The sequence below is a fragment of the Leucobacter sp. UCMA 4100 genome, assembly GCF_027853335.1.
Classification (GTDB): Bacteria; Actinomycetota; Actinomycetes; order Actinomycetales; family Microbacteriaceae; genus Leucobacter_A.
In genome coordinates this window covers 839,850-863,652 of sequence record NZ_JAFEUS010000002.1, presented here as the reverse complement: position 1 = coordinate 863,652, position 23,803 = coordinate 839,850, and the positions used below count along the sequence as shown (strand labels likewise).

The following is a 23,803-nucleotide window of genomic DNA, read 5'->3' as shown; positions in this document are numbered from 1 at the left end:
GCCGACAGAGCGTCTCGCGGCGGGCGATCGACAGCCCGCCACCGGCCGCGCCGCACACCCGGTAACATAGAACCCATGTCAGCAGCGCGCGAACAGCTCATCGAGCTCATTAAGAACGAGGCCGTGTTTCACGGTGACTTTACCCTCACCAGCGGAAAGAAGGCGACGTACTACATCGACCTTCGCCGCCTGAGCCTCGACCACCGCGCGGCTCCGCTCATCGGGCAGGTCATGCTCGACCTCATCGACGACATCGACGGGGTTGTTGCGGTTGGCGGCCTCACGATGGGGGCCGACCCGATCGCCTCGGCGATCATGCACCAGGGCGTCGCGCGCGGCAAGGTGTACGACTCATTCGTCGTTCGCAAGGAGCCCAAAGACCACGGCCGCGGTCGACAGGTCGAGGGTCCAGACCTCGAGGGCAAGCGCGTCGTCGTGGTTGAAGACACCTCAACAACGGGCGGATCGCCCCTCACCGCCATCGAGGCCCTGAAGCGCGTGGGCGCCGAGGTTGTCGCGGTCGCCGTTGTGGTCGACCGCCAGGCTCCCGCGAAGGCGCGCATCGAAGAGGCGGGGTACGAATACCGCTACGCCATCGGCCTCAGCGACCTCGGGCTCGACCCCCAGTAGCGCGCCGTATGCAGCAGCCAGTCAGCCAGGCCCCCGTGCGCCCGGCAGCCCTCTCGCTCATGCTCATCGGGGTTGCCGGCGGAACCCTCTCGGGGCTCTTCGGTATCGGCGGTGGCACGATCATCGTTCCGGCCCTCGCGCTGTGGCTTCTCATGCCGCAAAAGCTCTCGGCCGGCACCTCGGTCGCCGCAATCTTGCCCACGGCAATCGTTGGTGCGACGACCTACGCGATCCACTCGAACGTCGACTGGGCTGCCGCGATCGCGCTCGCGGTCGGTATCATCATCGGGGCGCAGGTGGGCAGTTGGCTGCTGAGCCGGGTGCCCGTGCACGTTGTGCGCTGGGTGTTCATGGGCTTTCTCGCGGTGGTGATCGTGAGCCTGTGGTTCGTGGTTCCGCAGCGTGAAGACACGATTTCGCTGACGATCTTGACGGCGCTGCTGCTCGTGGTGACCGGGTTCATCACCGGTATTCTTTCGGGGCTTCTGGGCGTCGGCGGCGGAGTGGTCGTGGTGCCCGTGCTCATGTTCTTCTTCGGCGCGAGCGACCTCGTGGCGAAGGGAACCTCGCTGCTCATGATGATTCCCGGGTCAATTTCGGGAACGCTCGGCAACATGCGCCGTGGCAACGTCGACCTTCGTGCAGCAGCCTTCGTTGGCGTCGCGGCGGCAGTCTTCGTTCCCGTCGGTGCGACGCTCGCCGGGCTGCTCGATCCGTTCTGGGGCAACCTCGCCTTCTCGGCGTACCTGCTCTTCCTGCTCTGCCAGATGCTCGTGCGCGAAGTGCGCATGCGGCGCAACGCGGCGTGAGGCCCTCAATGTCAGTGGCCCCCGCTACGGTTGAGGGCAAGGAGGCACTATGACACCACCATCACAGCCAGAGCGCAGGGCAGTTCCCGGCGCGGGCATCATCATCTTCGTGACAAGCGTTGTGCTCACGATTGTGGCGCTGCTCGTCCCGATGATGGCTTGGCTCGCGATTCCGTTCGTGCTGGGCGCGGCCGCGCTGCACATTCGGGCTGCGGCACGCACCGCGGGCTCGCCGACACCCTTCATGGTTCTCGTTGGCCTCGATATCGCGATGCTCATCGCCGTCGCAGGAAGTCTCATCGTCGGCTTCTGAGCACCGCGTTTTGCCGGGGTGGCTCCCGCTAGCGCTTCTTCTCGAGCAGCGAAGCGATCGAGGGCAGCTTCTCGTTCGGCCTGAACGGGTACTTCTCGATCTCGGCGTTATCGGCGATGCCCGTCATGACGAGAATCGTGTGCAGGCCGGCCTCCATGCCCGCGACGATGTCGGTGTCCATGCGGTCGCCGATCATCGCGGTGTTGTGCGAGTGCGCGCCCAGACGGTTGAGCGCCGAGCGGAACATCATCGGGTTCGGCTTGCCCACGACGTAGGGTGTACGGCCCGTCGCTTTCGAGATGAGCGCCGTGACCGCACCGGTCGCGGGCAGCGGGCCCTCGGGGCTCGGCCCGGTCGCGTCAGGGTTCGTTGCGATAAAACGCGCGCCGCCGTTGATGAGGCGGATCGCCTTCGTCATCGCGTCGAACGAGTAGTTGCGGGTCTCGCCAATCACCACAAAGTCGGGGTCGGTTTCGGTCATCACGTACCCCGCATCGTGCATGGCCGTGAGAATTCCTGCCTCGCCGAGCACGAACGCCGATCCGCCGGGCTTCTGCTGCTTCAAGAAAGCGGCGGTCGCGAGCGCACTCGTCCAAATGCGTTCTTCGGGAACCGTGAGGCCCGCATCGGCAAGCCGGGCGCTCAGATCTCGCGCGGTGAAGATCGAGTTGTTCGTGAGCACGAGGTACGGCTGATCGTTGGCCTGCCACTGGGCAATGACCTCGGCAGCACCGGGAATGGCGTGGTTCTCGTGCACCAAGACACCATCCATGTCGGTGAGCCAGCACTCAATTGCGTCTCGGCCCACCGGTGAAGCTCCGGCCTCGCTGGCCGGCTGATTTTTCAGTTCTTCTGTATTTTTCATTGGTGCCTTTACTTTACCTCGACAGCGTAAACGCAAGGTTAACGGACCGAGATGCGGCAGACTAGAGGCATGCATGAACGCGCAGGCCTCGCTGCCACCCCCGAAGACCTCATCGACGTCGCGGCAGTCATCGCCGCGTACCACGAGGCTCGGCCAGATCTCAGCAATCCGGCCCAGCGGGTAGCCTTCGGCACCTCAGGACACCGCGGAACCTCGCTCAACGCCTCATTCACCGAGGCGCACATCGCCGCAATCTCGCTCGCGATCGCCGAGTACCGCGCAGGGCAGGGCATCACCGGCCCGCTCTTCATCGGAGCCGACTCGCACCCCCTTTCAGCCCCGGCTCTCGCGACCGCCGTCGAGGTGCTGCTCGCCGCGGGCGTCGAGGTTCGTGCGAGCGCCGGCGACGCGCTCGTGCCCACGCCCGCGCTCAGCCACGCGATTCTCAGCCACAACGAAGCGATGCATGCCGCAGCGGATCGCGCAGCCGCCGGCACCCCGGCCGATGGCCTCGCCGACGGCATCGTCGTCACCCCGAGCCACAACCCGCCACAGGATGGCGGGTTCAAGTACAACCCACCGCACGGCGGTCCCGCCGACACCGACGCGACCGACTGGATCGCCGCTCGAGCGAACGAGCTGCTCGAACAGGGAGCCGACATCGCCCGCGCCGTCGGAGCGGAGCCCGCACGCCATGACTTCATGGGCCCCTACGTCGCCGCGCTCGGCGAGACTGTGAACGTCGAAGCGATTCGGGAGGCGGGGGTGCGCATCGGCGCCCACCCGCTCGGCGGTGCCGCCGTCGAGTACTGGGCTGAGATCGCCCGCGTGCACAAGCTCGACCTCACCGTGCTCGGGCCCGGAATCGACCCCACCTGGTCGTTCATGACACTCGACTGGGACGGAAAGATTCGCATGGATCCCTCGTCGCCCCACGCCATGGCGGGCGCCCTCGCCGAACGCGAGCACTACGACCTGCTCGTCGCGAACGACGCCGACGCCGACCGCTTCGGCGTGATCACCCGCGGGGCAGGGCTGCAGCAGCCGAACCACGTGCTCGCCGTTGCGATCGACTACCTGCTCGCGCACCGTGCCGGGGCGGGCAGCGCGGAAGGATCCGCCTGGAAACACGCGGCCATCGGCAAAACGCTCGTGTCATCGGCGATCATCGACCGAGTTGTCGCGGGCCACGGCCGCGAACTGCTCGAGGTGCCCGTCGGGTTCAAGTGGTTCGTGCCCGGGCTGCACGAGGGCAGCGTCGCGTTCGGCGGCGAGGAAAGCGCGGGCGCCTCGTTCTTGCGCACCGACGGGCGTCCCTGGTCGACCGACAAAGACGGAATCATCATGTGCCTGCTCGCCGCTGAGATCACCGCGGTGACGGGCGAGAGCATCGACGAACGCTACCGGGCGCTCACGCGCGAGCACGGCACCCCCGTGTACCGCCGCGTTGACGCCGCCGCGACGCCCGACGAGAAGGCACGCCTCAAAAAGCTCACCGCCGCCGACATCACCGCGGGCGAGTTCGTCGGCGAGGCGATCACCGCCGTGCTCACCGAGGCTCCGGGCAACGGGGCTGCCATTGGCGGGCTCAAAGTCATGACCGAGAACGCCTGGTTCGCGGCGCGCCCCTCGGGCACCGAAGACGTGTACAAGGTCTACGCCGAATCCTTCCTGGGCGAGCAGCACCTCGAACAGGTGCTTGCCGAGGCGCAGGCGCTGGTGGCGCGGGCACTTGCGTGAGCCTGATGGGTTCGCCCTCGCGTAGAATGGCCGCATGACTGCTTCTCAAACGCCCCTGCGCCGGTACTCCTATCTTGGGCCCGCGGGAACGTTTACCGAGGCGGCCCTCAAACTCGCGCCAGAGGCCGCCGGTCAAGAGTGGATCCCCGTCGCCAACATTGGCGAGGCGCTTGCCGACGTGGTCGGCGGGCGCAGCAACGCCGCCATGATCGCGATCGAGAACTCGGTCGACGGCGGAGTCACCGTCGCGCAAGACGCCCTCGCCACGACGCAGGGCCTGCACATCGTCGGTGAGTACCTCGTGCCCGTCGACTTCGTGCTCGTCGTGCGAAACGGTGCGAGCCTCGATGACATTCGCACGGTCGCGGCGCACCCCGTCGCCTACGGCCAGTGCCGCGAATGGCTCGATGAGCGGCTGCCGGGGCACGTGCACTTTCCGGCTGCATCGAACGTGCAGGCCGCCGCTGATTTGCTCGAGCGTGAGCAGATTGACGCGGCGATCGCCCCGCCGAGCATCACCGAACACTACGACGTGACCGTGCTCGCCGAGCACCTCGCCTCGAACCGCGACGCCGTCACCCGCTTCGTGCTGGTCGCGCCCGCGGGCCCGCTGCCCGCCCGCACCGGTGCCGACAAGACGAGCCTCATCGTCGAGCTGCCCCGCGACGAGTCGGGTTCGCTGCTCGAACTCCTCGAACAGTTCGCAACCCGTGGAGTGAACCTCACCCTCATTGCCTCACGCCCCATCGGCGACCGCATGGGCCGCTACCGCTTCGTCATCGACGCCGAGGGCCACGTGCTCGACGAACGGGTGGCCGACGCCCTGCTCGGTGTGAAGCGCTTCAGCCCCCGCGTCGTGTTTTTGGGCTCGTACCCCCGCGCCGACGGCATTCGCGCCATCGCCCAGCCGAGCACTGACGACGCGTCGTTCCGCGATGCGCGCGCGTGGCTCGACGGCGTGCTGGGGGCGGGTTCGCCGCGCGCCTAGGTGGCGCTGCGGCGCTGTCGCTGTCGTCGCTGTCGCTCCGCCGCCCTCGCTGTCGCCCTCGCTGTCGCTGTCGCTCCGCCGCTCTGTCGCTGTCGCGCTTCACTGCCACTTTGCGCAAGCCCGCGGCCGTTTCGTTGCGCCCGATGACACTGGCGGTGCTGGTTTGACGAAAAGCAGGGTGTTTCGCCGAAAACACCCTGCTTTTCGTCAAGTAAACGCCGAAGCGGGGTAGCGCGATGCCGAAACGCGCAGGTGGGGTGCCATCACACGCGACGGAGTGCCAGCGCACGCAGGCTGAGCGCCAGCACGCGCAGCTACAGACCGAAGCGGCGGATCAAACGCCAGCCCACGCTGGGTGGAGTGCCGAAGGGCGCGGATCGGGTACCAGCCCACGCAAGCGAGTACCGCCACGCACCCCGCAGGCAGCGCACCCGCTCTGCAGCGCGCCCACTCGGCCGTGCGCCCCGGAGGCGCCCGCCCATGCGTCGGCCGCCGCGCGCCCCCGCCGCCCCTACGCCGTCAGCTCCGCCCGCAGCACGTGCTTCATGATCTTGCCTGATGGGTTGCGCGGCAGCTGGGTGCTGAACACGAGCTCGCGCGGCATCTTGTACTTCGCGAGTTGGGTGCTCAAGAATTCGCGCAGCTCTTCGATGGTGAGTGAGGCGCCGGCCTCGGTTGCTTCGATGACGGCGACGAGGGTCTCGCCCCACTCTTCGTGGGGGCGCCCGACAGCGGCGGCATCGATGATCTCGGGGTGCTGGCGCAGCGCCTCTTCGACCTCGGGTGAGTAGACGTTCTCGCCGCCCGTGATCACGACGTCTTTGAGGCGGTCGACGATCGTGAGGTAACCGTCTTCGTCGATGCGGGCGAGGTCACCCGAGAGGTACCACTCGCCGTCGAAGACGTCGGCGGTGGCCTCGGGGTTGTTGAGGTAGCCCTGCATGCGGGTGCTCGAGCGAATCCAGATCTCGCCGACCTCGCCGGCTGAGGCGGGCTCGCCGTCTTCCTTCACGACGCGAATGTCGACGCCCGGCATGCCGCCGGCCCCGATCGCTCCAGCCTTCTCTACCTGCTCCTCGGGGTAGAGGGCCGAGCCGACGGGGCCCATCTCGCTCATGCCGTAGACCTGGTAGAAGTTGTCGGTGTTGTAAGCCTGCTGCAGCATCTGCACGGTCTGAGCGCCCATCGGGGCGCCGCCGTATGCCCACAGGCGCATGCTCGTCAGGTCGAAGTCGCTCAGCTGCTTGTCGATGGTCGGCAGCACCTTGAGCGGTGCGAGGTACGCGATGGGCGCACCGAAGAAGGCGGTCGCACGGTGCTTCTCGACGGTCGCGAGAAAGTGCACGGGGTGGTATTCCTTGAGCAGCACGATGGTGCCCGCGAGGTAGACCATCGAGAGCATCCAGTTGTTGAGGGGTGAGGCGTGCCAGATGGGCATCGCGATCAAGAAGCGGTCTTCGCGGCGCAGCCCAACGGCCGCGGTCGTGTAGGCGGGAACGCCCGAGAGGCCTGCGTGGGTGTGCAGGCAGCCCTTGGGGCTGCTCGTTGTTCCTGAGGTGTACAGCACCTGGGCGATCATGTCGCCGGTCACCTCGACGCCATCCCACGGCGTGGCCGCAGCGACGAGCGTGTCGAACTCGCCGCTCGCGTCGTCGGTCGTCGTGAGCAGGCGTGCGTCAGGCGCACCCTTCGTGATCTGCGCCTCGAAGTCGGCGTCGCCCACGATGAGGCGAAGCGATGCGTGCTCGGCCACGTACTTCACCTCGGTTGCGGTGAACTTGTGGTTGATGGGAACGAGGGCCGCGCCAGCACGCCAGAGGCCGAACGCCGCGATGATGAAGGCGGGAGTGTTGTAGGTCATGACTCCCACGCGGTCGCCGGGGGAAACCCCAAGATCGCGAAACACCTGCGCCGCGCGCTTCGTCGTGTCAAGCAATTCTCGGTAGCTGAGCGTTTGTAGATCGCTCACGATCGCTTCTTTCTCGGGGAAGGTACGCGCAGCACGTTCGAGCATCCAATTGAGATTCACGGTTTCCTCACTTCACTGTGGCGGGGCTTGTTTCACGACTTGAATCGTGGTTCAATGCCTATTGAATCACAATTCAATGTGAGAATCTAGACACATGTCATTTCTCAGAGGCGGCGACCCCAAAGGGCAGCTTGGCAACACCAGCCAACCCAAACCAGAACGCTGCGCAGCCCAGCACCGCACACCGAAGCACCGCAACACCAGCAACCGCGAGCACACCGACCAGCGAAGGGAGCACGGCATGAACACCCCCGTTCAGCACGACCGCCGCTCTGCGCTCGTGAAGGCCGCAACCGAGATCGTGAGCGAAGCGGGCTTCCGCGGCGCCTCGGTCAAAGCGATCACCGGCCGAGCCGGCATGAGCGCCGGGTTGCTCTACAGCTACGCAACCGACGCCGACGAGCTGCTCACCGAGGTGTTCCGCCGATGCGCTGGCCAGGAACTCGCGCACGTCGCCGAGGCGGTTGACGCGGCAGGCCCAGGCGGATCCTCCGCGCAACTCACCGCGCTCATCGACGCCTTCACGGGACGCGCGCTCAGGGGGCGCCGGCTTGCGTGGTCGCTGCTCGTCGAGCCCGTCGGCAAAGCGATCGAGGCCGAGCGCCTCACCTACCGGCTCAGCTACGCGAGCCTGCTCATCGACATCGTCGAACGGGGCATCGCCGAGGGCGAGTTCCCCGAGCAAGACGCGAGAGTCACCGCGGCCGGCATCGTCGGGGCCATCAGTGAAGCGCTCACTGGCCCCCTCTCGCCGCTGCCGCCCATCGATACCCACGACGCGAATATCGGGCGCGACGAAACGAGGCTCGTTTCGTCGATCCACACCCTCTGCATGAGGGCGGTCGGCGCAGGCGCCGCGCACACCACACAGCAAAGGAGCGAAGAGTGAACACTCACACCGTCACCAACCAGTCACCCGAGCGGGTAGGCCTCGACGAATACGAGGCCAACGTTGCGCTGCGGGAAGCCGTCGAACGCTATGACGCGGGCTGGGCAACCGAGGCTCTGCACGAGACCGGAACCCACGTCGGCACCGCCGAGTTCCAGGCCGATGCTCGCCGCGCGAACCGCAACGAGCCGGTACTGCACTCGCACGACCGCTGGGGCAATCGCATCGACGAGGTCGAGTACGACCCCTCGTACCACCGGGTTATCGGGGCGGCAGTCAAGGCGGGTGCGCACACGAGTGCTTTCGCCGATCCGCGGCCAGGCGCTGGCGTCGCTCGCGCGGCCCACTTTATGCTCTTCGCGCAGATCGAACCCGGCCACGCCTGCCCCGTCTCGATGACCCACGCCTCGGCGCCCGTCATCGCGCAGCACCCCGAGCTTGCCAAGCAGTGGATGCCGCGGCTGCTCTCGACCGAGTACGACGGCGCGCTTCGCCCGGGCAAACCCGGCGCGATCTTTGGCATGGCCATGACCGAGAAGCAGGGCGGATCAGACGTGCGCGCGAACACGACGCATGCCGAGCCCGCGGGTGATGGCAGCTACCGGCTCACGGGCCACAAGTGGTTCTGCTCGGCTCCGATGAGCGACGGATTTCTCGTGCTCGCCCAGGCGCCAGGAGGCCTCTCATGCTTTCTCGTGCCGCGCGTGCTCGACGACGGCAGCCGCAACACGCTGCACATCATGCGCCTTAAAGACAAGCTCGGCAACCGCGCCAACGCGTCGAGCGAGATCGAGTACGAGAACACCGTCGGCTTCTTGATCGGCGAAGAGGGCCGCGGCGTGCGCACCATCATTGACATGGTCACCCGCACCCGCCTCGACTCGATGCTCGGGTCGCTCGCTGGCATGCGCCAGGCCACGGCCGAGGCAGCCTGGCACGTGCGCAACCGCGCCGCCTTCGGCAAAACCCTCATCGACCAGCCGGCCATGACCGCCGTGATCGCCGACCTGCAGCTCGAGACCGAGGCCGCAACCTCGCTCGCCATGCGCGTCGCCCGCGCCTACGACGACGATGCCCCGGCCGAAGACGTCGCGTTTCGCCGCCTCGCCACCGCCGTCGGCAAGTACTGGGTGTGCAAGCGCGCCACGAGCCACGCGGGCGAAGCGCTCGAGTGCCTCGGCGGTAACGGCGCGATCGAAGACTTCCCGCTCGCGATGCGCTACCGCGAGCAGCCCGTCATGGCCATCTGGGAAGGTTCAGGCAACGTCATCGCCCTCGACGTGCTGCGCGCCATCGCCCGCGAGCCCGAATCGCTCGAAGCCTTCGACGCCGAGGTCGCGCTCGCCGCTGGCGTGAACCCCGTCTTCGACGAGCACCTCGCGCGCACGCGCTCGCTCGCCCGTGACATCGCGGCGGATCCGCAACCCGATGCCCGTGCCCGACAACTCGTCGGCGCGCTCGCGACCTTGCTCGAGGCGTCGCTGCTCTTGCGCACGGCCCCCGATGCGGTGGCTGACGCCTTCGTGGCTTCGCGCCTTGGCGAGGGTGCCGGGTTCGGGCACCTCTACGGTGCGCTGCCTCGTGGCGTCGATGCGGCGGCGGTGGCGGCTCGCGCGTAGGTTGCTGCGGCCGGCGCTGCGGCGCTACCCGCGGTGCGTGCGCTGCTGTCGTGCGGCGCTGCGGCGCTGCCTGCCGCTTCGAGGTTTACTTGACGAAAAGCAGGGTGTTTTCAGCGAAACACCCTGCTTTTCGTCAAGTGGACGCGGAAAAGTCGCACAAGACGGTCGGCTCGCGCAGTTCGCGCGCCTGCCGGCATCAGCGGCCTATCGGCCGACCTCAGCGGGCTGCCGGCCGACTTCACTCACCAGTCGGCCGACCTCACCGGCCCGCCGATGCCGCCTTTGGCGCCGAAACGGCACCCGCCCCAGCACCCGCCGCACCCGCATCAGCCCCAAACGCCGTCGTGGTCCAGTGCTCGGCGACGCGCAGCACGAGCGCGCCCGGGTCGACCGCGCCCTTGACCGCGATCGCGAGGCCGAGGTCGTCGCCGTCGAGCTGCACGGGCTCGACGCCAGGCACGGTGAGCGCGAACTTCTTGGCGCGCAGGTACACCACGTTCTTGGTGTCGTGCACGAGGTCGATGATGCGGCGGCCGGTGCGGGTTTTGCGCAGCACGCCGTTTTCCCAGCCGATTTTGTTCCAGATCTTGAGCCACGCGAAGGCGCCCTGGGGGCGAAGCGCGACGACGTCGAGCTCGCCGTCGTCGATGCGCGCGTCGGGAATGAGCAGCACGCCGCCGGGCAAGAGGCCGCAGTTGCCGATCATGACGGTGTATACCTCGAGTTCGCGGGCCGAGTGCCGATCGTACGAATAGTGAATGCGCAGCGGTTTATCGCGGATCATCGTTCGCAGCCCGCCATCGATATAGGCGAGCCACCCGACGGCCTTTTTCCACGAGCTGCGGGTTGCGCGAATGGCGCGGGCGTCGAGGCCCATGCCGGCGAGCACGAGGAAGACGTGTTCGTCTTCGCTCTCGTCCTGGCGCACGATTGTTGCGATTCCGAGGTCGATGGGGCGGTCGACGCCCTCGAAGCCTGCACGCACGGCCTCGTCGGTGCGGCCTGGGGCGAGGCCGACGTTGCGGGCGAGAATGTTGCCGGTGCCCTGCGGAATGATCGCGAGGGGCACCCCCGTGCCGCGGAGCGCTTCGGCGGCCGCGCGCACGGTTCCGTCGCCGCCCGAGGCGAAGACGAGGTGAGGTTCGCGGGTAAGTGCCTGTCTGAGCGCTTCCGATCCGCCGTCATTGGGAGTGGTCTCGATCCACTCGCTTGGAGCCCAGCCAGCACGCTCTTCTTCGACGCGCATGAGTGCCCTGAGTGCCGGGAGATCGGTTTTCAGGGGGTGAAAAAGCACCGTCGCTCGGTGCCTCGAAGAGGGCGGGTCGGCCAAATCACGCATATGGTCAACGTTACCCTCTCGCTCCTGTCAGATGCGACGGGTAGACTGGCGTGTGTGATTGATCTTCAGCTGCTGCGCAATACCCCAGAAGTTATTCAGGCGTCTCAGGCAGCTCGCGGTGCCGATCCGGCAATCGTCGAGCAGGCCCAGGCTGCCGACGTGTCGAGGCGAGAGGCGCTGACCGCGTTCGAGTCGCTTCGATCGCAGCAGAAGGCGGCTGGCGACCTCGTGAAGAAGGCCACGCCTGAAGAGCGCCCGGCCGCGATCGCCGCGGCGAGCGAGCTTGCGGCGCGCGTTAAAGAGGCAGAGGCGCTCTCGAAGCAGCGCGCGGCCGAGCTCGACGAGCTGCTCATGAAGATCGACAACGTCATCATCGACGGCATTCCCGCCGGTGGCGAAGACAACTTTGTGACCCTGCGCACGCACGGCGAGGTGCCACAGTACGACTTTGAGCCACGCGACCACCTTGAACTGGGCGAGATGCTCGGCGCGATCGACATGGAGCGTGGCACGAAGGTCTCTGGCGCACGCTTCTACTTCTTGCGTGGCGTTGGTGCCCGCCTCGAGCTCGCGCTGATGAACCTCGCGCTCGACAAGGCAATGTCGAACGGCTTCGTGCCGCTGATCACGCCGACGCTCGTGCGCCCCGAGATTATGAGCGGCACCGGCTTTCTCGGTGAGCACTCCGACGAGGTGTACCACCTTCCTGCCGACGACCTCTTCCTGACCGGCACGAGCGAGGTCGCACTCGCGGGCTACCACTCGGGCGAGATCGTCGACCTCGACGAGGGGCCGCTGCGCTACGCCGGCTGGTCGACCTGCTACCGCCGAGAGGCCGGCTCGCACGGTAAAGACACCCGCGGCATCATTCGCGTGCACCAGTTCAACAAGCTCGAGATGTTCGTGTACACGAGCCCCGAAGAAGCCGAGGCAGAGCACGACCGCCTTGTCGGCTGGCAGGAAGACATGCTGCAGGCCCTCGGCCTCAGCTACCGCGTGATCGATGTGGCCGCCGGCGACCTCGGCTCGAGCGCCGCCCGCAAGTACGACATCGAGGCTTGGGTGCCTACCCAAGAGGCGTTCCGCGAGCTCACCTCGACCTCAAACTGCACGACCTACCAGTCGCGCCGACTCAAGACGCGTTTTCGCGGCGAGAACGGCAAGACCGAGCCCGTTGCGACGCTCAACGGCACACTCGCAACAACGCGGTGGATCGTCGCTCTGCTCGAAACTCACCAACAAGCCGACGGTAGCGTGATCGTTCCCGAGGCCCTTCGCCCGTACATGGGCGGGCTCGAAGTGCTGCAGCCGATCACGAAGAAGTAACCGACCGCCAAGCGATTCAAGGAAACCGTGACCAAACACCTCATTGCTCTTGACCTCGACGGAACCGTCTTAAACCACGGCTCGCTCGGCCAAAACAGCCATGAGCAGCTTGAGATCGACGCGAAGTTGGTGAGAGCCATTCGCGAGCTTCACGATTCAGAGCACGAGGTGGTCATCGCGACCGGGCGTTCGGTCGACGCGACGCTGCCCGTCGTTGAAGCGCTCAAGATCGACCCGACCTGGGTCGTCGCTGCTAACGGGGCGGTCACGCTGAAGCGCGATGCGCTCGCGCACCGTGCCTACCGCCGCGAACACGTCGAGTCGTTTGACCCGCGCAAGCTCCTCACGACCATCAGCCCGCAGCTCACCGGCGCGCGCTACGCGGTCGAGAGCGCCGAGGGAACGTTCTACTACACCGAGCCGATTCCCGCGGGAACGCTGCCCTCAAAACAGCTGCGCGTCACCTTCGACGAGTTGCTCGAGGTCCCGGCCTCACGCGTGATCGTGGTGTCGCCAAATCACCGCCTCGAAGAGTTCATCGATGCGGCGAGCACCGCTGGCCTCAAGAACGTGAGCTACTCGGTGGGCACCGCGACCTGGCTCGATATCGCCCCCGTCGGCATCTCGAAGGCCAGTGCGCTCGAACGTATTCGCGGTATCGAGGAGGTTTCACTCTCGCATGTTTTCGCCGCGGGTGACGGCTCAAACGATATCGAAATGCTCGACTGGGCAGGCCGTTACGGCACCGCGATCGTCATGGGGCAGGCCGATGACCGGGTCAAGTCGCACGCGACCCGCGTGACCGGAACGATCGACGAGAACGGCCTGTTTACCGCACTCACCGAGTCGTTCCCCTGGCTCGCCGAGGGCTAACGCGGTTCACGACACGGGCGAATTATGCGTGCGGGCCGCAAACCCACTAAGATTGTTCGCGGAGGGTTGTCCGAGCGGCCGAAGGAACTAGTCTTGAAAACTAGCAGGTGAAAGCCTCAAGGGTTCAAATCCCTTACCCTCCGCCACAAGCCCCCGACCGGTGTTCAGCCGGGCGGGGGCTTCTTTTGTTTGCCGGGAAAGCCGCGATCCGCAATCAGAGAGGCAGGCAGGAGCGGGAAATTACGCAACATTGCCACTTTGCTCGGTGTGCAAACTCCTGAGAAATGGCCGAGGCGCGGCGAGATCTCAGCACCTTCATAGGCGAACAAGGTACATTTACGAAGGTTATCTACCATCTGCCCAGGAAGAAGTATGAAGAAAACCAAGAAAGCCCCGAGTTTTTTCGGGGCGAGGCACGGCGAGCTACGACGCTCAAGTGCCGTGCGCAATGTTTTCAAGGGGATCCTTACTGGTGTGCTCGTTCTCGGACTGAGCGGCGTTGGGGTCGCCGCCTACGCGTGGTGGGACATGGCCGGCAGGCTCGAAACAGTCTCGCTCTCGAATGGTCCCGACGGGGAAGCCCGCATTGACGGCTCAGCAATCGACGGAGACTTCGCGATCGCGCTCGTGGGCTCCGATACCCGTGACGGCCAAGATGCGGTTCAAGACGACAACGAGGGCGAACTCAACGACGTGAACCTCGTGCTCTACGTTGACGAGGCCCACAAGAACGCGACCGTGATCAGCGTTCCGCGTGACCTCATGGTTCCAACGCCAACGTGCCCGGGGCCCAACGGCGAGGCCGACTACTACCCTGCCGCGAGCGAACGGCAGATCAACTCGACGCTCGAAACGGGCGGGCTCGCCTGCGTCGTGCGCACCCTCCAAGACCTACTCGACCTTGAGATCGAGTTCGCCGGCGAAGTGACCTTCGACGGCGTGATCAACATGTCGAACGCCATCGGCGGTGTCGACGTGTGCCTCACCGAACCCATCGTTGACCCGAAGGCCGACCTCGACCTTCCCGCGGGCGACGTGACCCTCGTGGGCACCGACGCACTGCAGTTCTTACGCACCCGCCACGGCGTTGGCGACGGCAGTGACCAGAGCCGCATCAGTAACCAGCAGGTGTTCATGGCGGCGATGATGCGCAAGCTCAAGAGCGCCGATACGCTCGGCGACCCGACCAAGGTGTTCCGCCTCGCGAAGGCCACGGTCGAGAACGTGAAGCTCTCAGACTCACTCGTGCAAATTGATGTGCTGCAGTCGCTCGCGTTCGCGGTCAAAGACCTCGACCTCGAGAACATCAACTTTGTGCAGTACCCGACCTTCAAACACCAGTACGACGTGAACCGTCTCACCCCAGACTGGGCCGCAGCCGAAGAGCTCATGGAGTTCGTGCGCGCAGGCCAGTCGTTCGAGGTCGGCACGCTGGGCGAGGGCGTACATGAGGCCGGGGGCGAGGGCACCGACCCCGCAACCGAGGGCGAAGCGCCCGTGCCCGACGCGCCGGAGGCTGGCGAAGGCGAAACTTCGCCCGAGGGTGAAGCAACCGACCCCGCGAACGGTGGCAAAGCCAAGGTAAACGACAATATCTCAGGGCAAAACGCCGCACAGGTGACCTGTTCGCAGGGTCGCACCCAGTGGTGATCTAGCCCAAAAACTCCCTCGCGGGCGAAATCGATTTCGTAAGTGCTTCGTTTTCGCCTAAGATGGAAAGCGTGCATTTTGCACAAGGAGACGTGCCGGAGCGGCCGAACGGACTTCACTGCTAATGAAGGGTCGGGGTTAAACTCGACCGGGGGTTCAAATCCCCCCGTCTCCGCCAATAACCCCCGCCTGATCCCGCCCCGAGCGGATCGGCGGGGGTTTTGCGTTGCGCACGTGCGCCGCCGCCCGCCGGCCGGCCCCGCCTGGGGTTCCGGCTCCGGGTTCCGGCTCGCCCAGCCCCGGGGTTCCGGCCTCCGCGCCCCCGTGTGGTCACTTTCCCCCGCTGTGTGGTCAAAAAGTGTCGAAAACCATGTCGGGAATCGACACTTTTTGACCACAGGGTGAGGTGGGAGAGGAGCCGGGGACGAGACTGCGAGGATCCGCACAAATCTTCACCGCGCAACCCCGCGAAATGTTGGCCGTCAACCGCAGAGCTCAACCGAAAGCGGGGCTATCACTCTTTCGAGGGCTAAGATGAGCAGAAATAACCGCTTGCACAGAAGGAGCCTAGGCGATGGCGCGACCGAGTGTTGAGGCTGAACGCCGCGAGCAGATCATGGCCGCGACGAGGCGAGTACTCGTGACGCGCGGCTTGACGCTGCTGCGGGTTTCTGACGTGGCGAAGGCCGCGAGCCTCTCGCCGGGCATCATCCACTACTACTTCGACAGCAAGGAAGAGCTGCTGCGGGCCACGTTCGACGACGCGTTTCACTCGTCGCTCGACCGGCGCAAATCGATCATCGCCAGAGACGAGCCTGCCGACGTGAAGCTGCACGCGCTGTTGCGCACGTACGTTCCTCGGGATGAGCGCACCGTCGAGTCGTGGCACGTGTGGCTTCAGCTGTGGACGGGCGCACTGCAAGATCCCGACCTGCGCAGCATCAATGAGCGAGCGTACGGCGAATGGCGAGGGCTCATCGGGGCGGTCATCGCGCAGGGCATCGAGACCGGCGTGTTCGCGTGTCCAGACACGGCGCTTGTGGTGAACCAGCTCATCAGCATGATCGATGGGCTCGCGGTGCAGGTGCTACTCGAATCGGGCGAGATCACGCCCGACGAGATGGCGCGGCTGTGCGACGAGTACGTTGATACGCTGCTCGCGGTCGAGGCGGGGTAGCGCGCGAGCGAATTCGCATCGCGGCGCGAGTTCTTGAGGGCGGCGGATCACCCGCAATGCTGTGCTCGCGACTGCCGGTACCTACCTGAGCACCCGTGGAAGCGAAATTGTTTGCACTTTTGAGGTGAAATCAGCCGAAAACGGCCCGAAAGTGTAAACAATTTCGCGAGTCAACGCGCCCGCGGAGGCGCGGGGCTCGGCGGGCGGCAAAAATTTCAGGGCCACGCTCTTGACAGAATGCCCCCGCAACTATTTAATTAACTGAAGAGTCAAATAAGATTCAAATCCTGGGGCGCTAAGCCCCTCAGAGCAATGATGCCGAGCCAAGGAGAACGATGAAGTTTTCTGCAACCCCCAACGCGCCAGAAGCGGTGCGTCGTGGGCTTGAGTCATTCCACGAGCCATCGTCGGTGGCGGTCGTGGGCGCCTCGAACGATGCCGCCAAATGGGGGCACTGGATTGCCCGCGGTGCACTCACCGGGGTTGACCGCCGTGGGGTGTATCTCGTCAATAAGAGCGGCAATCAAATCGCGGGCTACGATACCTTCACCTCGCTGCAGGGGCTGCCGGAGGTTCCCGAGCTGGTCGTGGTTGTTGTGCCGGGGCACCTCGTGCACTCGACCATCACCGAGGCGCTCGAGATGGGGGCGCGCTCGTTTCTCATCATCACGGCGAGGGTTCCCGATGAGGCGGCGCTCGTTGCCCTGATGCGCGAGCACAACGCCCGCATGATCGGCCCGAACAGCCTTGGCATTTTCTCGGGAGCATCGCAGCTGCAACTCATGTGGGGTGAAATGATGCCGGGCTCGCTCGCCGTGATCTCGCAGAGCGGGCAGCTCGGGAGCGAGATCGCCGCACTCGGGCGCAAGGCCGGAGTGGGTATTTCGCGCTTCGTGTCGCTCGGTAACCAGAGCGACGTACATGCGGCAGACGTGATCCGCTCGCTTGCCAATGATGAGCAGACGAGAACCCTCGCGATCTACATGGAAGATTTCTCGCGCGGTGAAGAGATCTTTGCCGCGATTCGCGAGGTGCGCGAGCGGGGAACCGCCGTCGCAGTGCTCACGACCGGCAACAGCGACGCAAGCCGCGACCTCGCCCAGTCACACACCGGAGCCATGACCTCGGCTATCGAGCTCGTTGATGCGGCTTGCCGCCAGGTCGGCGCGGTGCGAGTGAGTACCCCGAGCGAGCTCGTGCGGCTTGCCGAGCTCGTTGAGAAGGGCGTCGTGTGCCGGGGCCCGCGAGTTGCGGTTGTGAGTGATAGCGGCGGCCAGGGCGGCATTGCGGCCGACGAGGCGGCTCGTCTCGGGCTCGAACTTCCGGCCCTCAGCGCCCAACTGCGCGAGCATCTCGCCGCGGTGCTGCCCGAGGGGGCATCGACGCGCAATCCCATCGATCTTGCCGGGGCAGGCGAGGCCGACATGACGCTCTACGCCAAACTCACGAACGTGCTCGCAGCGAGCGGTGAGGTCGATGCGGTCGTGCTCTCTGGCTACTTCGGGAGCTACGGCTTCGACACCCCTGCGCTGCTCGAGGCAGAGCTCGCGGTCGCGGAGCAGATGATGAGCGATGCGACGGGAGATTCCGCCCCCGTGCTCATTCACGCGATGGAGGCCCAGTCGGTCGTGTCGCAGCAGCTGCGCGCGAACGGGGTGCCCGTGACCGATCGCATCGAAGACGTGCTCTCGGCGATCGCGCTCTCGTGTACGGCTTCGCAGGATCCGCGGCCTGATGTGCGCGATCGTGACGCGAAGCGCATCACGAAGGGCGCCGACAATATTCAGGTGCGTGAAGAGCTCGCGGCCGCCGGCATTGAGTTTCCCGAGATGCGGATCGTGCGAACTCGCGATGAAGCGGCACTCGCTGCGATCGAGTTTGGCGCGACCGTGGTGCTGAAGGCCGCGTGGCTCGCACACAAGACCGAGCACGATGGCGTGCGACTCGGGCTCGATACCGGCGAGGCTGCTGCCGAAGCGTTTGAAGAGATGCATGAGCGGCTGGGCGATGGGCCCTACACGCTCGAACTTCAAGATACGCGCCTCGACGTGGCCGAGTACATTGTCTCGGTGCGCCGCGACCCGGGCTTCGGCATCGTCGCGACCGTCGGGACCGGCGGCACCGCAACCGAGATTTGGGGTGACATCGCGATCGAGCTCGGCCCCGTGAGCGTTGCTGATGCACGCGGCATGATTCTCGGTCTCACGAGCGCTCCCCTGCTTGGCGAGTGGCGCGGGCGCGATGCGCTCGACGTCGACGCCCTCGCCCGTACCGTGTCGGTGCTCAGCTATACACTCGCAGCATCACCCGATGTTGCCGAGATTGAGCTCAACCCGGTGCGGGTCGGCGTGAAGGGCTCGCTCGCCGTCGACTGCCTTGCTTTGCCAACCCTAGAACCCACCGAAACTGCTTAACACGCTCTGTAATGAAAGGATCCCTCATGGATTTGATGGATGTCACTCGCTCAATCTTCACGCTCACCGACGAGCAAGAAGCCATTGTCGAGCTGTGCGATACGTTCGCAAAAGAGAAAATTCGCCCGATTGCGAAGTCGGTTGATGAGGCTGACAGCGGCTCACCGGTCGACCTGTTTCAGGAGGCTGCGAAGGTCGGCATCACCGACTTCATGATTCCCGAGCAGTTTGGCGGTGGCGGCTACACCGACCTCTTCACGCAGTGCCTCGTGCAGGAGCGGTTGTGCTGGGGCGACCTCGGTATCGGCAACTTCTTGTGCTCGAACGGGTTCTTCGCCGACCCTCTGCTCGTGCTCGGCACTGACGAGCAGAAGGAGGAGTGGCTGCGCCCGCTCACGGGAGACAACCCCCTCTACACGGCGCTCGCGACGACCGAGCCTGGCGCTGGTTCTGACGCGGCGTCGATGACGATGACCGCGACCCGCACCGAGGGCGGTTACCTACTCAAGGGCCAGAAAGTGTGGATCTCGAACGCTGGTATCGCCGACCAGTACGTCGTCTTCGCCAAGACCGACTCGTCGCAGCGCTCGCGCGGGGTCAGCGCATTCCTGATGCACAGCGATGCAGAGGGCTTTAGCTACGGCGAGCCCATGAAGAAGATGGGGCAGCGCGCGATTCAGTGCCGCGAGCTCTTCTTTGACGACGTGTTCATTCCCGAAGCGAACCGCCTCGGTGAAGAGGGGCAGGGCTTCCTCGGCCTCATGAAGACCTTTGACGCTTCGCGTATCGTGCTCGCGGCGGCGGCAACCGGCATTGCCCGTGCTGCACTCGAGTACGCGACGAACTACGCCCGTGAGCGCGAGACCTTCGGCAAGCCGATCATTGAGAACCAGGCTGTTTCGTTCCGTCTCGCTGACATGGCGACGCGCATCAACGCGGCGTGGTTGCAAACCCTGCAGGCCGCAACCATGTTCGACCAGGGCAAACCTGTCGGCGAGGTCGCCGCGATGGCGAAGCTACAGGCGTCAGAGACCGCGGCGTTCTGCACCTGGGCTGCCGTGCAAACGCTCGGCGGGTGGGGCTACTCGCGTGAGTTCCCGGTCGAGCAGTGGATGCGTGATGCGAAGCTCGAAGAGATCGAAGAGGGCACCTCAGACATCATGCGCCTCATCATCTCGCGCAACCTGTAAACACTGAAACCGTTCAAGCGAAGGAGTCAACGATGACCACCCCAACCGCAGCCACCATGACGGGTGGTGAGGCGCTCGTGAGGGCGCTCGCCGCCCACGGGGTCGACACGGTGTTCGGCATTCCCGGCACCCACAACCTCGCGGTGTTCGCGGCGATGCCGGCCCACGGCATTCGCAACGTGACGCCGAGGCATGAGCAGGGCGCCGGCTACGCAGCCGATGGCTACTCGCGTGCCTCGGGCCGCGTTGGGGTGGTCATCACGACGACGGGCCCTGCCGCGTTAAACGCGGCCGCGGCGCTCGCCCAAGCGAACTCAGACTCGGTGCCCACGCTGCTCATTGCGCCGGGCATGCCGACGGGGCATCCGAGCCACGGCAACGGGCTGTTGCACGAGCTCAAAAACCAGCGGGCGGTGTTCTCAGGCCTCGTCGCCGAGAGCCACCGGGTTGAGTCCCTGCAAGAGATTCCCGGGGCGGTGGCGCAGGCCTTCGCGCGAATGACGGCTGGGCGGCCCCGTTCTGAATACCTCGAAGTGCCGCTCGACCTGCTCGATGCCGTAGGCGAGATTGCGCTCGTTGCGCCGGTGCCAGCACCCGCTCCCCTCACCCCGGCAGCGACCGAGCTTGAGAGCGCTCGAGCGCTCCTGGACGGGGCCGAGCGCGTGTTGCTCGTCGTGGGCGGGGGAGCCCGTGGCGCGACCGGCGAGGTGCAGGCGCTCGCCGAGAAGCTCGGTGCGGGCGTTGCGACGACGACCAACGGCAAGGGCAACTTCGACGAGCGTCACCCGCTCGCGCTCGGCGCGGGCCTACAGCACCCGTCGATCGTTGCCGCCGCCGAAAGCGCCGATGCGGTTATCGCGGTCGGCACCGAGTTCGCCCCCTCAGACTGGTGGATCGGCGTGCCCGACTGCGCCGCGAAACTGGTGCGCGTCGACATCGACCCGGCCGCCGTCGTCACGAATATCACCCCGAGTGTCGCGCTCGTGGGCGACGCGGCCGCGACGCTCGCCGCGCTCACGGAGACGGTCGCAGAGCGCGGCCGCTCAGGGGCGGCAGCCGCTTGGTTCGAGCGCGCTCTCGTGGGGGCACGCGAGGAGCGTGCCGCCGAGGGAGGGACCTGGCTCGCGGCGATGCAGTCGCTCGCCGAAGCGCTTCCCGACGACGCGATCATCGCGGCCGACAACGCCATGGTGGCCTACTACGGGGCCCTCGGCCAGCTGCGGCTGAGGCGACCGAACGCCTTCATGTTTCCCACCGGCGTCGGCACCCTTGGTTTCGGGCTTCCCGCCGGTATCGGCGCGAAGCTTGCTCAGCCTGACGCACCCGTCGTCGTCATCCAGGGTGACGGGGGCATCATGTTCACGGTGCAGGAGCTCGCAACGGCCGCTGAGCTTGGTATTGCGTTGCCCGTGATCATCTCTGATAACGGAGGCTACGGCGAGATTCGCAACGAGATGGCCGATCGTGACGAACCGATCCACTCGGTCGCGCTCGGCGGCCCCGATTTCGTGCAGCTCGGCCAAGCGCTCGGCTGCCACGGCGTGCGCGTCGACCGCGACGAGCAGCTGGGCGAGGCGGTGCGTGAGGCGCTCGCAGCCGATCGGCCGACCGTGATCCACCTTCGTGAGGGCGGCCGTGCCGCCGCCGACATGCTCGCGTCACGAGACGCCTGACCCTCGAAAAACCTGTACAACCCCAACCCGAATGGAGGAGCCATGACGTTCCGCACCCGATTCACCGAAACCTTCGACATCGAGCACCCCATCATCTGCGGCGGCATGACCGCTGTGGGTAAGGCGCCGCTCATTGCCGCCGTGGCAAACGCAGGCGCCCTGGGGTTCCTCTCGGCGCTCACGCAACCGACGCCAGAAGAACTCACCCTCGAGATCGCACGCACCCGTGAGCTCACCGACAAGCCCTTCGGCGTGAACCTCACGATGCTGCCCACGATCAACCCCGTGCCGTATGACGAATATGCCGATGCGATTGTGCAGGCCGGTGTCAAGATCGTCGAGACGGCCGGCAACAACCCAGAACCGTTTTTGCCAGCGTTCAAAGCGGCGGGGGTCAAGGTCATTCACAAGGCGGTGACCGTGCGTCACGCGCTGAAGGCGCAGTCGATCGGCGTTGATGCCGTTTCGATCGACGGCTTTGAGTGCGCTGGCCACCCCGGCGAAGACGACATCGGTGGTCTCGTGCTTATTCCCGCGGCGGCCGATCAGCTCACCATCCCGATCATCGCCTCGGGCGGCATTGCCGACTCACGTGGCCTCGTGGCCGCCTTGGCTCTTGGCGCCGACGCCGTGAACATGGGCACGCGGTTCGTCGCGACGCAGGAAGCCCCCGTGCACGACAACATCAAGCAGCAGATCGTTGCGAATACTGAGAAGTCGACCAACGTCGTCTTTCGAAAGTTTCGCAATTCAGCCCGAGTCGCGAAGAACGCCGTGTCTGACGAGATCATCGAGATCGAGCGTCAAGACGGCACGACCTTCGAAAACATCGCGCACCTCGCTTCGGGCGCTCGCGGCCGCGAACGCGCCCTCGGCGGGGGCGAAGTCGATGGCGGCGTGTGGTGGGCAGGGCAGACCCAGGGCCTCATCGGCGATGTGCCCACGGTCGCTGAGCTCGTCGACCGCATGCTCGTTGAGGGGCGCGACATTATTGCCGAACGCCTCGCGGGGGTGCTCGCGTAAGACCAGTCGGGGTGGCGCGAGACGCGTGAATCTCGGGCCACCCCCTGGTACCCGCTGCAGAGCCCGGGCGGGGTGAGTGGTTGTGTGATTGTTGTATTTTTCAGTTGCGCATTGCTTCTTGCTTGGGCATGATAGCTAATAAGTTGATTGGTCAGCCAATCATTTACTGGAACGTCAAGGAGGACGAACCATGTCAGTACGTAGATTTCTCTCGGGCACGGCGCTCATCGCAGCCGGCGCTCTCGCGCTCACCGGCTGCAGCGGTGGCGGGGGAGGTAAGTCGGAAGATGCCCTCACCGTCACCATGTGGGGCGGCGGTGCTCAGCGGGCACACGTCTCGACCGTGTTCGAGCCCTGGGCCAAAGAAGCGGGCATGACGATCCGCCAGGATCAGCCGACCGACTACGCAAAACTCGATGCGATGGTTGATGCGGGAAAACCGAGCTGGGGCGTCGTCGAGGTTGAGCCGAACTACTCGGCAACCGCCTGCGCCGAGGGCAAACTCGAGAAGCTGAGCGACGAGGTTGTCGCAGCCGCGAAGGAAGCCAACGTCTCTGATGTGCAGGTCAACGAGTGTGGCATCCCGATTCTCCAGTACACCTTCAGCATTGCCTACAACACCGAGACCTTTACCGACGCGCACCCCACGACATGGGAAGAATTCTTTGACGTTGAGAAGTTTCCGGGTAAGCGCGGCTTCTGGCGCTATGTGACCGGCGGCGCTTTCGAAGCTGCTTTGCTCGCCGACGGCGTCGCACCCGAAGATCTGTACCCGCTCGATCTCGACCGTGCCTTTGCGAAGCTTGACACGATCAAAGACAACATTGTTTGGTACGACACCGGTGACGAGCAGGTACAGCTTGTCTCGAGTGGCGAGGCACCCCTGGTGCAGGCATGGAACGGCCGCATCACCCAGGCCGCGGGTGAAGGACTCCCGGTTGCCAACGAGTACAACGAAAACCTCATCTCGTATGACCACGTTGTGATTCCGGCCGGCTACGCCAACGCTGACAAGGCTCAGGAGTGGATGCTGTGGTTCCTCACGCACCCCGAAGCGCAGTCGAAGCAGGCCATCGAGTCAGGGTACGGAACCGCCTCACCCGATGCGCTCGAGTACCTCGACGACGAGGTGAGCAACGACCTCGCTGGTAGCGAAGCGGTCAACGGAGTCTCAGCCGCGGTGATCGACTACAACTACTGGGCCGAGAACTACGGCCCTGCAACCGAACAGTTCAACGTCTGGGTAGCCAAGTAAC

The 23,803-nt window shown here is 65.5% G+C and carries 20 protein-coding genes and 2 tRNA genes; 18 read left to right on the top strand and 4 right to left on the bottom strand.

All coding sequences use genetic code 11. From position 1 onward, the window contains the following. Positions 1-75: 75 nt before the first annotated feature. The 3 genes from pyrE to JSO19_RS04245 are packed head-to-tail and all read left to right on the top strand — an operon-like array spanning position 76 to position 1,752. Positions 76-630 (top strand): orotate phosphoribosyltransferase, encoded by a 555-nt coding sequence (gene pyrE, locus JSO19_RS04255; RefSeq protein ID WP_217135675.1) that lies wholly within the window; start codon positions 76-78, stop codon positions 628-630. Positions 631-638: 8 nt separating this feature from the next. Next, a complete protein-coding gene (locus JSO19_RS04250) occupies positions 639-1,439 on the top strand; it encodes a sulfite exporter TauE/SafE family protein (RefSeq protein WP_270909957.1) in 801 nt (266 codons plus the stop codon). Positions 1,440-1,488: 49 nt separating this feature from the next. Continuing rightward, positions 1,489-1,752: a hypothetical protein gene (locus JSO19_RS04245; RefSeq protein WP_270909955.1), complete on the top strand. Its 264-nt coding sequence runs from the start codon at positions 1,489-1,491 to the stop codon at positions 1,750-1,752. 28 nt (positions 1,753-1,780) lie between these two features. On the opposite strand, the gene JSO19_RS04240 is transcribed toward JSO19_RS04245, so the two are convergent. Continuing rightward, positions 1,781-2,524 carry an HAD-IIA family hydrolase gene (locus JSO19_RS04240; RefSeq protein ID WP_254259630.1) on the bottom strand — a complete coding sequence of 248 codons (744 nt, stop codon included), beginning with the start codon at positions 2,522-2,524 and terminating at the stop codon, positions 1,781-1,783. Between the two features lie 162 nt (positions 2,525-2,686). Between JSO19_RS04240 and JSO19_RS04235 the strand changes: the two genes are divergently transcribed. Together JSO19_RS04235 and pheA are read left to right on the top strand one after the other, a co-directional pair. Then, the gene (locus JSO19_RS04235; protein WP_270909954.1) at positions 2,687-4,357 is read left to right on the top strand and encodes a phosphoglucomutase; all 1,671 of its coding nucleotides are present in this window, start codon (positions 2,687-2,689) and stop codon (positions 4,355-4,357) included. 34 nt (positions 4,358-4,391) lie between these two features. Continuing rightward, positions 4,392-5,345 (top strand): prephenate dehydratase, encoded by a 954-nt coding sequence (gene pheA / locus JSO19_RS04230; protein WP_270909953.1) that lies wholly within the window; start codon positions 4,392-4,394, stop codon positions 5,343-5,345. A gap of 511 nt (positions 5,346-5,856) precedes the next feature. On the opposite strand, the gene JSO19_RS04225 is transcribed toward pheA, so the two are convergent. Next, positions 5,857-7,374: a class I adenylate-forming enzyme family protein gene (locus JSO19_RS04225; protein ID WP_270909951.1), complete on the bottom strand. Its 1,518-nt coding sequence runs from the start codon at positions 7,372-7,374 to the stop codon at positions 5,857-5,859. Positions 7,375-7,468: 94 nt separating this feature from the next. Here JSO19_RS04225 and JSO19_RS04220 point away from each other — a divergent pair, with 94 nt between their 5' ends. Further along, the gene (locus tag JSO19_RS04220; RefSeq protein ID WP_270909950.1) at positions 7,469-8,263 is read left to right on the top strand and encodes a TetR/AcrR family transcriptional regulator; all 795 of its coding nucleotides are present in this window, start codon (positions 7,469-7,471) and stop codon (positions 8,261-8,263) included. Then, the gene (locus JSO19_RS04215; RefSeq protein WP_270909948.1) at positions 8,260-9,882 is read left to right on the top strand and encodes an acyl-CoA dehydrogenase family protein; all 1,623 of its coding nucleotides are present in this window, start codon (positions 8,260-8,262) and stop codon (positions 9,880-9,882) included. The genes JSO19_RS04220 and JSO19_RS04215 overlap by 4 nt, the downstream gene beginning before the upstream one ends. 259 nt (positions 9,883-10,141) lie before the next feature. Here the strand turns inward: JSO19_RS04215 and JSO19_RS04210 are convergent, their stop codons facing one another. Then, positions 10,142-11,176 (bottom strand): diacylglycerol/lipid kinase family protein, encoded by a 1,035-nt coding sequence (locus JSO19_RS04210; protein WP_270909947.1) that lies wholly within the window; start codon positions 11,174-11,176, stop codon positions 10,142-10,144. Between the two features lie 99 nt (positions 11,177-11,275). Here JSO19_RS04210 and serS point away from each other — a divergent pair, with 99 nt between their 5' ends. The 3 genes from serS to JSO19_RS04195 all read left to right on the top strand — a co-directional run bounded on the left by serS (position 11,276) and on the right by JSO19_RS04195 (position 13,566). Further along, positions 11,276-12,547: a serine--tRNA ligase gene (gene serS / locus JSO19_RS04205; protein ID WP_270909946.1), complete on the top strand. Its 1,272-nt coding sequence runs from the start codon at positions 11,276-11,278 to the stop codon at positions 12,545-12,547. 27 nt (positions 12,548-12,574) lie between these two features. Next, entirely contained in the window at positions 12,575-13,420 is an 846-nt protein-coding gene (locus JSO19_RS04200) for an HAD family hydrolase (protein ID WP_270909945.1), read from the top strand. A 60-nt stretch (positions 13,421-13,480) separates the two neighbouring features. Continuing rightward, positions 13,481-13,566: transfer RNA gene (locus JSO19_RS04195), tRNA-Ser, on the top strand. An 18-nt stretch (positions 13,567-13,584) separates the two neighbouring features. On the opposite strand, the gene JSO19_RS04190 is transcribed toward JSO19_RS04195, so the two are convergent. Then, the gene (locus JSO19_RS04190; RefSeq protein ID WP_270909944.1) at positions 13,585-13,878 is read right to left on the bottom strand and encodes a hypothetical protein; all 294 of its coding nucleotides are present in this window, start codon (positions 13,876-13,878) and stop codon (positions 13,585-13,587) included. Between the two features lie 16 nt (positions 13,879-13,894). On the opposite strand from JSO19_RS04190, the gene JSO19_RS04185 reads away from it, so the two are divergent. From JSO19_RS04185 to JSO19_RS04150, 8 genes are all read left to right on the top strand, one after another. Next, positions 13,895-15,070, top strand: a complete 1,176-nt coding sequence (locus JSO19_RS04185; protein ID WP_270909943.1) for an LCP family protein — start codon at positions 13,895-13,897, stop codon at positions 15,068-15,070. An 86-nt stretch (positions 15,071-15,156) separates the two neighbouring features. Beyond that, positions 15,157-15,248, top strand: a tRNA-Ser gene (locus tag JSO19_RS04180). 396 nt (positions 15,249-15,644) lie between these two features. After that, the gene (locus JSO19_RS04175) at positions 15,645-16,247 is read left to right on the top strand and encodes a TetR/AcrR family transcriptional regulator (RefSeq protein WP_270909942.1); all 603 of its coding nucleotides are present in this window, start codon (positions 15,645-15,647) and stop codon (positions 16,245-16,247) included. Positions 16,248-16,582: 335 nt separating this feature from the next. Beyond that, positions 16,583-18,661: an acetate--CoA ligase family protein gene (locus JSO19_RS04170; RefSeq protein WP_270909941.1), complete on the top strand. Its 2,079-nt coding sequence runs from the start codon at positions 16,583-16,585 to the stop codon at positions 18,659-18,661. 26 nt (positions 18,662-18,687) lie between these two features. Further along, positions 18,688-19,851, top strand: coding sequence for an acyl-CoA dehydrogenase family protein (locus tag JSO19_RS04165; RefSeq protein ID WP_270909940.1), 1,164 nt, complete (start codon positions 18,688-18,690; stop codon positions 19,849-19,851). A 32-nt stretch (positions 19,852-19,883) separates the two neighbouring features. Further along, positions 19,884-21,524, top strand: coding sequence for a thiamine pyrophosphate-binding protein (locus tag JSO19_RS04160; RefSeq protein ID WP_270909939.1), 1,641 nt, complete (start codon positions 19,884-19,886; stop codon positions 21,522-21,524). Positions 21,525-21,566: 42 nt separating this feature from the next. Then, entirely contained in the window at positions 21,567-22,547 is a 981-nt protein-coding gene (locus tag JSO19_RS04155) for an NAD(P)H-dependent flavin oxidoreductase (RefSeq protein WP_270909938.1), read from the top strand. Between the two features lie 190 nt (positions 22,548-22,737). Then, positions 22,738-23,802: an ABC transporter substrate-binding protein gene (locus JSO19_RS04150; RefSeq protein ID WP_270909937.1), complete on the top strand. Its 1,065-nt coding sequence runs from the start codon at positions 22,738-22,740 to the stop codon at positions 23,800-23,802. Position 23,803 lies beyond the last annotated feature (1 nt).